Raw genomic sequence first — 12,804 nt, 5'->3', positions numbered from 1 at the left:
ACGGCTCCGGTGGGGAGGCGGCCCCTCAAGGCCCGCTGACCAGCTCCGCGGTGACGATGTGGTTGTCCTCGTAGCCCTCCGCTCCGCCGACGTAGTCACCACCGCACGTGACGAGAACCAGCCGATGGGGGCCGTCCTGGGAGAACAACTCGGGCGCCTTCGCGGCCAGCCCGCTTTTGTGCACGGTCGTCGCCGCGACGACGCGATAGGTCCACCTCCGCCCCGCCTCATCCCGCACCACCACCTCGTCACCGGCCACCAGCCGGAACAACCCGGAGAACGAGCCCGACCGCCCGTACCAGTCGACGTGCCCGGCCACGAGCGCGACGCCGCGATCGTGGCCGAACTCGGCACCCCACCACGCCGCGTGGGCGACCCCGTCGGGGATCGGCAGCGTGCCGTCGGCGGTCAGCTCCGTCCGCACGAGCGTGGCGGTGGCCCCGTCCGGAAGGCGCACGCTGTTCGCCGGCTGCGGACCCGGACGCGGGGAGGTCGGACGCGGCTGTCGCGAGGCTTCGGAAGTCCTCTCCTCCGGCGCCTCGACCGTGACTCCGGAGGACGCCGACGTCTCGGAACCGGACCCGCTCGGCACACTGCGCAGCACCGCCATTCCCGTGGTGACGGCGAGGACGGCCAGCACCCCGAGCACGGTCGCCGCCCTGCGCTGCCACATCGGCGAACGCCACCGGGAGGTCACGGACGGACCCGCGTCGACCGTGCCTTGCGCGCCAACCACACCGCGGCGAGTCCCAGGAGCCCGCCTCCGGCCACCAATGCCGTCCCCCACACGGTGGCCGACCGCGCGTCGTCAGTGTCACCCGCCGCCCGCACGATCCGCTCGTCCGGCGCACCGACACCGGCCGGGATCGTCACCGGAACCGACGGCGGCGCGGCCGGCTCGGCCTCCCCGCCGCCTCCCGCGCGTCCGAAGTCACGCGGCACCGAGCAGCTCACCCCGCCCAGCACGAGCGTGGTCTCGACGGTGCGCACGGAGTGCTGCTCCCCGTCACCGGCCTCCGGCGCCTCCGGCGACGCGCCCTCCGAGATCTCCTCGGGCACGGGCAACTCGGAACGGCTGCCGTCCTTCGGCCTCACGTGGGTCTCGATCTCGACGAGCCAACCCGAGGAGGCGGTGACCTCGCCGTCACGCCACTGCTGTTGCCGCAGCAGCTGGTCGAAGTCGGTCACCGGCCGGATCCGCAGATCGGAGGTCGCCGTCTCGTCCTCGCCGATCTCCACGGGAGCCCCGAAGGGCAGGTCCCGCTTGCTCACCTCGTCCCCCGGCTCGGGTAACGGCACCGGTCGAAGGGCCCCGTCGGGGTCGATGACGGAGAGCCGGGACGCCGACGCCGACGACTCCGGTTCCGTCGCCGAGGCGCACGTCGCCGACGTCGTCGCGCGCTCGAACACCAACACCGGCGCGTCGGCGGCCAGATCGGTGAGGACGAAGTCCGCCCGCGCGCTCGCCTCGGGCACACCGTCGTCCCCGAGCCGCGCGAAGACGTCGTGATCGTCGATGTCGAGCAGGTAGTTCGGCCCCACGGCGGCGCGTTCCCCCTCGGAACCGGGCAGCGCCGAGCGCTCGCTGCCGAGTCGCGACACCCCGGTGGTGAGGGGCGAGCGCTGGGTCTCGGTGACGACCGAACCGCCCGGCCTGCCGTAGCCGTCGTCGGTGACCGCCATCGACGCGACGTTGGCGAAGGCCACCGGCCCCGTCTCGGGGTCCACGGGGCCGGGCAGGGCCGCGACGGGCGTCGCGGCTCCGGACGCGAGGACGGTCAGTGCCGTCGCCACCACAACCGCGCTCGACCTCGCCACGACACGACTCACGCTTTCCCCCTGCCCTCGTCGGCCCAGCCACGTGCGGTACGGGATCACCCGTCGCGCAGAGCACTAGGATGGTAGTGCACTCCCGGAATGCTGCAGGACGACCGAGGCTGGAGAGCGACATGGCGACGGTGGGTTCCGACGCGACGCGTTCTCCGACGTCCGACCCCGCTGACGTGGGCGAACAGGAACACTCCGCCACGAGGCGACCACCGGCCGTCGCCACGCCGCCACCGGCGTCGACACTCACCGAAGCGGGTGAACTTCTGCGCGCTCTCGCCGCCCCGGTGCGCATCGCGATCGTGCTGCAACTGCGGCACGGCCCCCGCTGCGTGCACGAGCTCGTGGACGCCCTCAGCGTGGCCCAACCCCTCATCAGCCAGCATCTCCGGGTGCTGAAGACCGCCGGTGTGGTACAGGGTGAGCGACGAGGTCGCGAGGTGGTGTACCACTTGGTGGACGACCATCTCGCACACATCGTCGTCGACGCCGTCGCACACGTGCAGGAGGACGCGTAGCCGGTATGAGTACCACCGAGCCCCGCGGTCGGGTCCCGCTTCCGGGACGCAGGGCGACCAAGCAGCGCGCCGCCGTCGTCGACCTGCTCGCCGAGATCGACGACTTCCGTTCGGCACAAGAACTCCACGACGAACTCCGCAAGCGCGGCGAGGGCATCGGCCTGACCACCGTCTACCGCACGTTGCAGTCGCTGTCCGAAGCCGGCGAGATCGACGTGTTGCGCACCGACTCGGGCGAGGCGCTGTACCGGCAGTGCTCGTCCCACCATCACCACCACCTGGTGTGCCGCCGCTGCGGCTACACCGTCGAGGTGGAGGGCCCGGCGGTGGAGCGGTGGGCCGAGCGCATCGCCCTGGGCAACGGATTCTCCGACGTCGACCACACGGTGGAGATCACCGGCACGTGCGCCACGTGCACGGCGGCGAAGTAGCCGCCTCCAACCTCCCCGGAAGCCACCACACCGCGTCAGTGCTCGTACGGGTCGGCGGGCTCGGCCACCTCGCGCACGGTGAGCACGGTGAGGTCCGGACGGTACCCGGTCTCCGGTATCGCCGTGCCCGGCACGAGGGTGCCGGTGACGGTGAGCCACGTGTCCTCCGGGATCTCGGCCAACTCCTCGACGGCCTCCCCCACCAGACGCACGCGTACCGGTGAGGCGTCCGCGGCACAGCAGCCGATCACCAGGCGCGCGAGCATCACCTCGCCGTCCGCGTGGACCACGAACCCCGTCAACGACACCGTGCGGCCCACCAGGCTGTCCGCCGGGTCCCACCCGGCGCGCGTCACGAACGCGGTCATCGACAGCGGCACCACGTCGTCGTCCGGCAGCGGCGGAAACGGCGACTCCGGACGTTGCGCGCCCTGCACCGCTCCGGCCGCCGCGTCACGTCTGACCGAGTCGGCCCCCAACGCGGGTGGCGCAACGAGGAACACGGCCAGCACCGGCAGCACCAGCAACCACGCCGACCGCGCGTGGTGCTCGTGACCCGCGTGGTCGACCACCGCCCGACGGGCGACGAGCACGTCGCGAACGATCGCGACCACCCCCAACGCCACCGTCACCGCCGCCGTGCCGACCAGCCACGGCTGGTGCGTCGGCTTGACGTAGCGCAGGTAGTCGCCGGTGAGGCCGATCTTCAACAACGCGCCACCGAGCAGCACCAGCAGTACGTTCTGCGTCTCGCGCCGCATCAGCCCTCCCCCAGCACCAACGTCCCCGTCAGCACGGCGCACCCCACCGCCACCACGAACGTCGCGGGCGCGAAGCGCACCGCGAAGGCCCGGCCGAACGTGCCGGCCTGCAGCGCGAACAGCTTGAGGTCCACGGCGGGCCCCACCACCAGGAACACCAGCTTCGGCAGCAACGGGACCGGGGCGAGCGAGGCGACCACGAACGCGTCGGCCTCGCTGCACAACGAGAGCACCACCGCGAGCACCGCCATCACCACGACGCCCAGCACGACGTCGTCCGACAGCACCGAAAACCACGACGGCGGGACCAGGACGCCGAGCACCGCCGACACCAGCGCCCCGAGGACCAAAAATCCTCCCGCGTCCACGAGGTCGGCCCGCGCGGTCTCGGCGAACGTCACCCAACGGTTGCCCCCGGACTCCGGCACCCGTCGCCACACCCGCTCGGCGATCCACTCCGACCGGCCCCACCGAATCCACACCAAACCCATCACCACCGACGCCACGAACCGCGCCACCACCATGCCGGGTTCACCGGGAAAGGCCACCGCCGTCGCCACCATCACGACGGGGTTGACGGCGGGGGCGGCGAGCAGGAACGTCAACGCCGCCGCGGGCGCCACTCCCTGCCCGATCAACCGCCTCGCCACGGGCACCGAGGCGCACTCGCAGCCCGGAAGCACCACTCCGGACAGTCCCGCCACCCCCACCGCCGCAGACTGCCCACGCGGCAGCACGGCACGCAACGCGCGAGCCGGCACGAAGGCGGCCAACGCGCCGCTGATCAACACTCCGAGCACCAGGAACGGCAGCGCCTGCACGCACACGGCCACGAAGACCGTGGACGCCGTGCGCAGCACGGGAACGTCCAGCAGGGACACCAGCCACGACTGCCCGACGATCGCCACGAGCAGGACGGCACAGAGCACCTCGATCGACGTGATCCGTCTTCGCCCGCGCGAGTCGGTCGACGTCGCGCTGTCCTCGCTCATGCCCCGACGAGTTCGGACCGAAGCTGCGAGGCGGTGGACACCACGAGCATCAGCAGCGTGCCCAACGCGGTGTCGTCGAGGCCCTGCGCGGGAAACGCGTACCGCAGCGTGAGATCGGCGCCCCGTTCGGTGTGGACGATGCCGAGCGTCCCGAACAGCCCCCGCCCGGCACGCTCGGCGACGGTCTCGGCGAGCGCGGGTTCGTCGGGCAGATCCCACGCGACCACGCAGGTCAAGCTCAGCACCGAGAGCCCTTCGGCCAGGCGCATGGCCTGCACCACGCACGGCACCCCGGCGTGCGAGAAGGTCAACGTCCCGTCGTCGTCCACCCGCACGTCGAGGAACCGTTCGAGCGCCTGCCGGGCCGAGATCAGCAACGCGGCGGTATCTTCGGCCTCCGAACTCATGTGGGACCACCTCCCGCGGAACGGGCGTTCGGTTTGGCGGCGTCGACGGCACCACCGAACCGACGGTCCCGCTTCGCGTACTCCAGACAGGCCTCCCACAGCTTCCTGCGGTCGAAGTCCGGAAACAGTGTGTCCTGGAACACGAACTCGGCATAGGCCGACTGCCAGAGCAGGAAGTTCGAGGTCCGCAACTCCCCCGACGGACGCAGGAACAAGTCCACGTCCGGCATCTCGGGCTGGTAGAGGTACTTCGCGAGCATACGATCGTCCACTTTGTTCGGATCGATCTTGCCCTCGGCCGCGAGCTGCGCGATCCGCCGTGCCGCGTCCCCGAGTTCCGCGCGCCCCCCGTAGTTGACGCACATCGTCATGTTGAGGCGCGTGTTGTGCCGGGTCTTCTCCTCGGCGTCCTTCAGCTCCTTGATGACGCTGCGCCACAACCGCGGCGAACGTCCCGCCCAGCGAATCCGCACGCCGATGGACCCCAAGTAGTCCACCTGCCTGCGGATCGTGTCGCGGTTGAAGCCCATCAAAAAGCGCACCTCGTCGGGGCTGCGCTTCCAGTTCTCCGTCGAGAACGCATACACCGACAGCCACTTCACGCCCAGTTCCACGGCGCCGCTGGCCACGTCGATCATCACGGCCTCGCCGCGTTTGTGCCCCTCGATTCGGGGCAGCCCGCGCTGGTTGGCCCACCGGCCGTTGCCGTCCATCACCAGGGCGACATGGTTCGGGACCAACTCGGGCGGGATCTTCGGTGGCCGCGCGCCCGAGGGATGGGGATCAGGATCCCGTAACTCCACGTGCGCTTTCGCGGCTTCGCGTCCCCTGCGCCGCACTCATTACCTCCGTCTCACCGGACACCGAGTCCGACCCTAACGTGTCCACAATCGGCGTCTCACGGGCACGGCGCTCCACGAACGGCAACGACCGCAACTGCCGCTCCAGATGCCACTGCAGATGCGCCGCGACAAGGCCGCTCACGTCCCGCCGCACGCCCTGGGTGCTGGCTTCGGCGACGTCCCAGTCACCCCGCAGGAGCGCGTCGAGCAGCACGAGCACCTCGGGCGCCGGATGCGCTGAACCGGGCACCCGGCACCGCGCGCACAGCGACCCACCCGCCTGGATGTTGAACGCCGCGTGAGGCCCGCGTCTTCCGCACCGAGCACACTCGGTGATCGCCGGAGCCCACCCCGCGAACGCCATCGACCGCAGCAGGAACGCGTCGAGCACCAGCGACGCGTCCCGGCGGCCTTCCGCCAACGCCCGGAGCGCCCCGACCACGAGCAGGTACAGCTTCAACACCGGCTCGCCCTCCTCGGCGGTGAGCCGGTCGGCGGTCTCGACGATGGCGCTGGCGGCCGTGTAACGCTGGTAGTCGCCGACGATGGGCAACGCGAACGCGTCGACCGTCTCGACCTGAGTGACGACGTCGAGCGTGCGCCCCGTGTAGAACTGCACGTCGACGTGGCCGAACGGCTCCAGCCGGGCCCCGAACCGGGACGTGGTGCGCCGGACCCCCTTGGCCACGGCGCGGACCTTGCCGTGTCTGCGGGTAAGCAGGGTGATGATGCGGTCGGCCTCACCGAGCTTGTGGACCCGCAGCACCACTCCCGTGTCCCGATACAGACTCACGCCCCTATCGTCCCACGCGAGCCGACAGTCCCCGCGAGTCAGGCCCGCAGCCACTCCAACGCGGAGACCGGGAGGTCTCGCAGGACCCACCAGACGAGCACGAGCCCGACGAGCCCGACGACCGCTCCGCGAATCCGGGCACGCGGCCACCGGATCGCGTGCCCGGTCTCCCACAGCGCGAGGACCCCCACCAAAACCACGGCGAGCGGGACCATCACCACGACGGCGAACAGGTTGTAGTCGATCGCCCCGGCAAGGTCACCCTCCAGCAGAGCCCCGAGCGCGCGGCTACCCCCACAGAACGGGCAGTCCAGTCCGGTGAGCAGGCGGAACCAACACGGCACCCGCACCACCCCGGTCCCGAGTGCGAGGCCCAGGACAGCGCCCCCGACCACGACGGCCGCCGTGCCACGTAACGAGCGCCACGTCCCGCGCCTTGCCCCCTCACCCACGAGCGTCAGTACATCGGCTTGGTGGAGATCACATACGTCCTGGCGGTCTTGTCATACCACCCCTGCTTGGCCAGCTCGTCGAAGAACGGCGACAACACCATGAAGAAGACGACGAGATGACCGAGACACGGCACCACACCGGGGAGCATCAACATGGCGCTACGAGCGAACGCCGCCTGCCTGCCGATACCCGCGCCGGGGATTCCGGCCGTGCGTTCCGTGACCACGCGCAGCCCCGCGACACTCTTTCCCACCGTGGCGCCCCGAGCGGAAATCATGATGCTCTCGTAGAGCCACATCGCCATCATCTGCAACGACAACAGCGGAAAAACGACCCAGAACTCCCCTTTGGTGGCCTCGATCCACAGCATTCCGAGCAGCGCGAAGGGGACACCGATGATGAACCCGTCGATGAGGCGGGCGAGGAAGCGGCTGCCCATGGTGGCCAGCACCAACGGCGCCGAACTCGGGAACTGGATCTGCGCGCCCGGAACCAGAACACGCGCCCGCCCCGGAAACAGCGGCCCGCTCGGGAACTGCTGGCCGGGGAAACCACCCGACGCGCCGTACGACTGTCCCGGCTGCGGCGGGAAACCACCCGGCGTCGGAAACGCCTGCTGTCCCCCGACACCGGGGGACCCGGTGACCGGAAACGCCTGCGAATCCCCGCCCTGCGGCTGCCCGAAAGGCTGCTGATCGTAAGGATTGGTCATACCGATTCTTTCCTCGGGTCACGACGCACACGAAAGTCCGGACGATTTCCCGGAAAAGCCGCGTCCGTGGAGCGGTTCGCGAAAACCTGAGCCGTTCGGATCTCGGCGTTTCCGTGAAAAAGGACGGCCGGTTAAGCCTCACCCCGGCCGGTGGGAGGCGCGAAGGGCCGCGTCCACCCCGATGTCCGCGGCGGTGAATGGTGGGACACCCACTGTCCACACAGCCTCGCCATGCTCCCCCCTATGACGGAAAGTAGTCCGGCGAGAGCATACAGTTCCCATCCACTAAAGGGACGGAAACGGCACCGGTGGCTTTCGTGTCACACCACACACGCGCCGCGGCACGCACGGCTTCTCAGAACCCGAGCTTGCGGAGCTGCTTGGGGTCGCGCTGCCAGTCCTTGGCCACCTTCACGTGCAGGTTGAGATACACCTTGCTGCCCAGCAGCGCCTCGATCTGCTTGCGGGCCTTGGCCCCGACCTCTTTGAGCCTGCTGCCGCGGTGACCGAGCACGATGCCGCGCTGGCTGGGCCGCTCCACGTACACGATCGCGTAGACGTCGACGAGGTCGTCCCGCCCCTCACGGGGATACATCTCCTCGATGGTCACCGCAATGGAGTGCGGAAGCTCGTCCCGCACCCCTTCCAGTGCCGCTTCGCGGATCAGCTCCGCCACCAACGTCTGCTCGGGCTCGTCGGTGAGGTCACCGTCCGGATACAGCTCCGGCCCCTCCGGAAGCCGCTCCACCAGCAGATCGGCCAGGACGTCGACCTGATAGGACTCCACGGCCGACACCGGCACCAAATCGGCGAAGTCCATGACGTCCTGCAGCTCCAGCAGCTGCTTGGCGACCTGCTCCTTGCTCACGAGGTCGGTCTTGGTGACGATGCCGATCACCGGGGTGCGCCGGGCGATCTTCGTCAGTTCACTCGCGATGAACCGGTCGCCGGGGCCGATCTTCTCGTCGGCGGGCACGCAGAATCCGACCACGTCCACCTCCGACCACGTCGCCCGGACGAGGTCGTTGAGCCGCTGCCCCAGCAGCGTGCGCGGCCGGTGCAGGCCGGGGGTGTCCACGATGATGAGCTGCGCGTCGTCACGGTGCACGATGCCCCGGATGGCGTGCCGAGTGGTCTGCGGCTTGCTCGACGTGATGGCGATCTTGGACCCCACCAGCGCGTTCGTCAGAGTGGACTTGCCCGCGTTGGGCCTGCCGACGAAACACGCGAATCCGGACCGATGCTCAGCCTCGCTCACCGCAGCGTCTCCCGAACGGTCCCCGACGGGTCGGCGCGCAGGATCGGGGCGTCCGCCGACAGATCCCGCACCGCCTGCACCGAGGCACCCAGCACCATCGGTTCCTCGGTCACCACGGCCGCGGCTTCGAGCCCCTCGGCCCCGCTCGACACCGCCGCCGCCACTGCGGCCTGCAACGCGGTGAGCTTCAACGACGGCAACTCCACCGTCGCGGCGGCGTACGTACGACCGTCGGTGTCGCGCACGGCGGCTCCCTCGGCCGCCTGCGTCCGGGCACGGGTCGAACGCGCCAGGACGACGATCTTCTCGTCCTCGGGGTCCAGTTCAGGCATGTTCAACTCTCCTGTCACGATCGTCCTGCTCGTCGGGGTCGTCACCGTTGGTGGGCGTACCGGGCCCGATCCGGCGGCCGTCGGCGGCTCTCACGACCACCGTGGTGATCCTCATGCGGCCTCGCCGGTCCTTGCCTCCCTCGGCCCGCAGCCGCAATCCGTCGATCTCCGCCTCGGCCCCCGGCAGGGGAACACGACCCAACCGCTGGGCGAGCAAGCCCCCCACGGTCTCCACGTCGTGTTCCGACAAATCGACACCGAACAGCTCCCCCAGATCATCGATCCCCAGCCGCGCGGACACGCGCACCACCTGGTCGTCGATGTGTTCCACGGGCGGCCGGTCATCGGTGTCCGACTCGTCGGTGATCTCGCCGACGATCTCCTCCAGGATGTCCTCGATGGTCACGAGCCCGGCCGTGCCGCCGTACTCGTCGACGGCGATGACCATGTGGTGTCGTGACCGCTGCATGTACTTGAGCAGACCGTCGAGGTGCTTGGAGTCCGGCACGAAGTCGGCGGGAGTCATGAACTCCCGCACCTCGCGCGTGGTGCCGTCCTCGGCGAACGAGGCCCGCACCAGGTCCTTGAGGTTCACCACGCCGACGATGTCGTCCACCGACTCGCCGATCACCGGAAGCCGCGTGAACCCGGTGCGCATGGACAGCGCCAGGGCCTGCCGGACGGTCTTGTTCTGCTCGATCCACACGATCTCGGTGCGCGGCACCATCACCTCGCGGGCCACCGTGTCGCCGAGCTCGAACACCGAGTGGATCATCTCCCGCTCGTCGGTGCCCACGACACCGCGCTGCTGGGCGAGGTCCACGAGTTCCCGCAGCTCCACCTCGGTGGTGAACGGCCCCTCTCGGAAGCCGCCTCCGGGGGTGAGGGCGTTGCCCACCACGATGAGCAGCCTGCTCAGCGGACTGAGAACGGTGCCCAGCATACGTACCGGTCCGGCCACGATCAGCCCCACCCGGTACGGGTGCTGTCTGCCGATGGTGCGCGGCCCAACCCCCACGATCACGTAGCTGACCAGCGCCATGATCAGGGCGGCGAGCAGCACGGCCAGCCATTCCGGGGTCACCCATCGAAGCAGGACCACGGTGACGAGCACGGTGGCGGTGAGTTCGCACCCCACCCGCAGCAACAGCAACAGGTTGATGTACCTGCTGCGCTCCCGAACCACCTGGGCGAGTTGGCGAGCGCCGAACCGCCCCATGCGCTCCAGGCCCTCGACCCTGGCCGGTGACGCCGCACCGATGGCCGCATCGGCGGCCGCGAAGACACCACCGAACAACACCAGGAAGACTGCCACGACCAAAACGATGGCAGAAGAGGTCACGATGGCTCCGTATCAGACCTTCCGTCGAGGCCGGCCGCCCCCAGCAGCCGATCGTCGTTGCTGCGCTGCGCGTCCTGCCTGCGCGCGGCGGCGAGCGTGTCACGGAACTCACCGAGGATGCGGTTCTGCAGCCCGAACATCTCCCGCTCCTCCTCGGGCTCGGCGTGGTCGTACCCGAGCAGGTGCAACACGCCGTGCACGGTGAGCAGATGGAGCTCGTCGAGCAGGGAATGTCCGGCCTTGCGGGCCTGGTCCTTGGCGAACGCGGGGCAGAGCACGATGTCACCGAGCAACGCCGGGGACGGCTCCACCGCGTCGGGGCGGCGGCCCGCTTCCAACTCGTCCATCGGGAACGCCATCACGTCGGTGGGACCGGGCAGGTCCATCCACCGCACGTGCAGGTCCTCCATCACATCGAGCGTGACCAGGACGATCGAGAGCTCCGCGAGCGGACTGACTTCCATCCGGTCGAGCGCGAACCGCGCGGCCGACACGATCGAGGCCTCGTCGACGTCGATACCGGACTCGTTGGCGATCTCGATGCTCACCGGCGTCCCCGCCCGTTCACGGCCCGGCCGTCACCCACCGTGGCCTCCTGGTTCGCCTGCCACTTCTCGTAGGCGTCCACGATGTCACCCACAAGCCTGTGGCGGACCACGTCGTGACTCGTCAGAGTGGCGAAGTGCAGGTCGTTCACGCCTTCGAGGATCTCACGCACCACTCGAAGGCCACTGCTCTGCCCGCTGGGCAGGTCGACCTGCGTCACATCGCCGGTGACGACGATCTTCGATCCGAACCCGAGCCGGGTGAGGAACATCTTCATCTGCTCGGGCGTGGTGTTCTGTGCCTCGTCGAGGATGATGAAGGCGTCGTTGAGAGTCCGGCCGCGCATGTACGCGAGCGGGGCGATCTCGATGGTGCCCGCCTGCATCAGCCTGGGGATCGAGTCGGGATCGACCATGTCGTGCAGCGCGTCGTACAGCGGCCGCAGGTACGGGTCGATCTTCTCGTAGAGCGTTCCGGGCAGGTACCCCAGCCGCTCGCCCGCCTCCACCGCGGGACGGGTGAGGATGATTCGCGTGACCTGCTTGCTCTGCAGCGCCTGCACGGCCTTGGCCATCGCCAGGTAGGTCTTGCCCGTCCCGGCGGGGCCGATGCCGAACACCACCGTGTGCTGGTCGATCGCGTCGACGTAACGCTTCTGGTTGAGCGTCTTGGGACGGATGGTGCGGCCTCGGCGCGACAGGATGTCCATGCTCAGCACGTCGGCGGGGGACTCGGTACCCCCGGACGACAGCATGGCGACGGTGCGACGCACCGTATCGGGACCGACCTGCTGGCCCCGCTGGGCCAGGGTCCCGAGTTCTTCGAACACACGCTCGGCGAACGCCACGTCACTCGGCGAGCCCGTCAGCGTGACCTCGTTGCCTCTGACGTGGACGTCGGCGTCCAAAAGGTCCTCGACGACCCGCAGATTCTCGTCGCGGGAGCCGAGTAGCACGAGCGCGGCGGCATCGGGGATCTGGAACTTCGACTGAGCCGAAGGCTCCTGTGCCGCTGTGGCATTGGATTGCAGTGGTTCGGTTCCGGCCACGTGGCCTCGGGCCTGCTTTCTGCACAATCGTGCTGGTCGACAACGGTGATGAACACGTCGATGCTAGCGGCATCGACCGTCTCGGGGCAGGTGAGTTTACTCGCCACCCCGACTCACTGGGAATAACGCCCGAAATGACCGAGCTGTTCCCCGCCGAGGACGTGGGCGTGGACGTGGAAGACCGTCTGCCCGGCGTCGGCGCCGGTGTTGAACACCAGCCGGTAACCGTTGTCGAGCCCCTCCAGCTCGGCCACCTTCGCGGCCGTGGCCACGACGTCCGCGAGCAGGGCCGGGTCGGCGGCGGCCAGCTCGGCGACGGTGCGGTAGCGAGTCTTGGGGACCACGAGAACGTGCGTGGCGGCCTGCGGGTTGATGTCGCGGAACGCCAGCGTGGTGTCGGTCTCGTGGACGATGTCCGCCGGAATCTCGCGGGCGATGATCCGTTCGAACAGCGTCCGGGCGGAGTCGTCGGTGGCCTCGTGCTCGCTCACAGCCCCTCCTTGCGCCGCTTGTGGACTCATGGTCTGCCGACTTGCCGTATG

17 protein-coding genes are annotated in these 12,804 nt (G+C 69.4%); 2 read left to right on the top strand and 15 right to left on the bottom strand.

The genetic code is table 11. The annotated features are described in order from the left end of the window. Positions 1–25 precede the first annotated feature (25 nt). Both SACGLDRAFT_RS07130 and SACGLDRAFT_RS07125 read right to left on the bottom strand, forming a co-directional pair. Complete coding sequence (locus SACGLDRAFT_RS07130) at positions 26–673, bottom strand: class F sortase (RefSeq protein WP_005463094.1); 648 nt, start codon at positions 671–673, stop codon at positions 26–28. 20 nt (positions 674–693) lie between these two features. Further along, positions 694–1,830 (bottom strand): hypothetical protein, encoded by a 1,137-nt coding sequence (locus tag SACGLDRAFT_RS07125; RefSeq protein ID WP_005463093.1) that lies wholly within the window; start codon positions 1,828–1,830, stop codon positions 694–696. A gap of 119 nt (positions 1,831–1,949) precedes the next feature. Between SACGLDRAFT_RS07125 and SACGLDRAFT_RS07120 the strand changes: the two genes are divergently transcribed. Beyond that, positions 1,950–2,345, top strand: a complete 396-nt coding sequence (locus SACGLDRAFT_RS07120) for an ArsR/SmtB family transcription factor (protein WP_005463091.1) — start codon at positions 1,950–1,952, stop codon at positions 2,343–2,345. Between the two features lie 5 nt (positions 2,346–2,350). Further along, positions 2,351–2,776 carry a Fur family transcriptional regulator gene (locus tag SACGLDRAFT_RS07115; protein WP_005463084.1) on the top strand — a complete coding sequence of 142 codons (426 nt, stop codon included), beginning with the start codon at positions 2,351–2,353 and terminating at the stop codon, positions 2,774–2,776. A 35-nt stretch (positions 2,777–2,811) separates the two neighbouring features. Here the strand turns inward: SACGLDRAFT_RS07115 and SACGLDRAFT_RS07110 are convergent, their stop codons facing one another. From SACGLDRAFT_RS07110 to SACGLDRAFT_RS07050, 13 genes are all read right to left on the bottom strand, one after another. Beyond that, positions 2,812–3,537, bottom strand: a complete 726-nt coding sequence (locus SACGLDRAFT_RS07110; RefSeq protein ID WP_005463083.1) for a TIGR03943 family putative permease subunit — start codon at positions 3,535–3,537, stop codon at positions 2,812–2,814. Beyond that, a complete protein-coding gene (locus tag SACGLDRAFT_RS07105; RefSeq protein ID WP_005463082.1) occupies positions 3,537–4,529 on the bottom strand; it encodes a permease in 993 nt (330 codons plus the stop codon). The genes SACGLDRAFT_RS07110 and SACGLDRAFT_RS07105 overlap by 1 nt, the downstream gene beginning before the upstream one ends. Continuing rightward, the gene (locus SACGLDRAFT_RS07100) at positions 4,526–4,936 is read right to left on the bottom strand and encodes a YbjN domain-containing protein (protein ID WP_005463081.1); all 411 of its coding nucleotides are present in this window, start codon (positions 4,934–4,936) and stop codon (positions 4,526–4,528) included. The genes SACGLDRAFT_RS07105 and SACGLDRAFT_RS07100 overlap by 4 nt, the downstream gene beginning before the upstream one ends. Beyond that, positions 4,933–5,775, bottom strand: a complete 843-nt coding sequence (locus SACGLDRAFT_RS07095) for an isoprenyl transferase (RefSeq protein WP_005463080.1) — start codon at positions 5,773–5,775, stop codon at positions 4,933–4,935. The genes SACGLDRAFT_RS07100 and SACGLDRAFT_RS07095 overlap by 4 nt, the downstream gene beginning before the upstream one ends. Further along, positions 5,720–6,571, bottom strand: coding sequence for a DNA repair protein RecO (gene recO, locus SACGLDRAFT_RS07090; protein ID WP_005463079.1), 852 nt, complete (start codon positions 6,569–6,571; stop codon positions 5,720–5,722). Before recO ends, SACGLDRAFT_RS07095 begins: the two co-directional genes overlap by 56 nt. 38 nt (positions 6,572–6,609) lie before the next feature. Then, positions 6,610–7,023 carry a DUF2752 domain-containing protein gene (locus SACGLDRAFT_RS07085; protein WP_051036182.1) on the bottom strand — a complete coding sequence of 138 codons (414 nt, stop codon included), beginning with the start codon at positions 7,021–7,023 and terminating at the stop codon, positions 6,610–6,612. 5 nt (positions 7,024–7,028) lie between these two features. Continuing rightward, positions 7,029–7,736 (bottom strand): RDD family protein, encoded by a 708-nt coding sequence (locus tag SACGLDRAFT_RS07080; RefSeq protein ID WP_005463075.1) that lies wholly within the window; start codon positions 7,734–7,736, stop codon positions 7,029–7,031. A 355-nt stretch (positions 7,737–8,091) separates the two neighbouring features. Continuing rightward, positions 8,092–8,994 carry a GTPase Era gene (era, locus tag SACGLDRAFT_RS07075; RefSeq protein WP_005463071.1) on the bottom strand — a complete coding sequence of 301 codons (903 nt, stop codon included), beginning with the start codon at positions 8,992–8,994 and terminating at the stop codon, positions 8,092–8,094. Continuing rightward, positions 8,991–9,326 carry a hypothetical protein gene (locus SACGLDRAFT_RS07070; protein ID WP_005463070.1) on the bottom strand — a complete coding sequence of 112 codons (336 nt, stop codon included), beginning with the start codon at positions 9,324–9,326 and terminating at the stop codon, positions 8,991–8,993. Before SACGLDRAFT_RS07070 ends, era begins: the two co-directional genes overlap by 4 nt. Further along, positions 9,319–10,668 carry a hemolysin family protein gene (locus tag SACGLDRAFT_RS07065; RefSeq protein ID WP_005463069.1) on the bottom strand — a complete coding sequence of 450 codons (1,350 nt, stop codon included), beginning with the start codon at positions 10,666–10,668 and terminating at the stop codon, positions 9,319–9,321. Before SACGLDRAFT_RS07065 ends, SACGLDRAFT_RS07070 begins: the two co-directional genes overlap by 8 nt. Continuing rightward, positions 10,665–11,216 (bottom strand): rRNA maturation RNase YbeY, encoded by a 552-nt coding sequence (ybeY, locus tag SACGLDRAFT_RS07060; protein WP_005463068.1) that lies wholly within the window; start codon positions 11,214–11,216, stop codon positions 10,665–10,667. Before ybeY ends, SACGLDRAFT_RS07065 begins: the two co-directional genes overlap by 4 nt. Continuing rightward, on the bottom strand, positions 11,213–12,262 hold the full coding sequence (locus SACGLDRAFT_RS07055) for a PhoH family protein (RefSeq protein ID WP_005463067.1): 1,050 nt from the start codon (positions 12,260–12,262) through the stop codon (positions 11,213–11,215). The genes ybeY and SACGLDRAFT_RS07055 overlap by 4 nt, the downstream gene beginning before the upstream one ends. Positions 12,263–12,375: 113 nt before the next feature. Further along, positions 12,376–12,753, bottom strand: a complete 378-nt coding sequence (locus SACGLDRAFT_RS07050) for a histidine triad nucleotide-binding protein (protein WP_005463066.1) — start codon at positions 12,751–12,753, stop codon at positions 12,376–12,378. Between the last annotated feature and the right edge of the window lie 51 nt (positions 12,754–12,804).

It is taken from the genome of Saccharomonospora glauca K62 (genome assembly GCF_000243395.2).
Classification (GTDB): Bacteria; Actinomycetota; Actinomycetes; order Mycobacteriales; family Pseudonocardiaceae; genus Saccharomonospora; species Saccharomonospora glauca.
The sequence above is the reverse complement of the archived record's forward strand: the minus strand, read 5'-3'. Positions and strand labels throughout refer to the sequence as shown.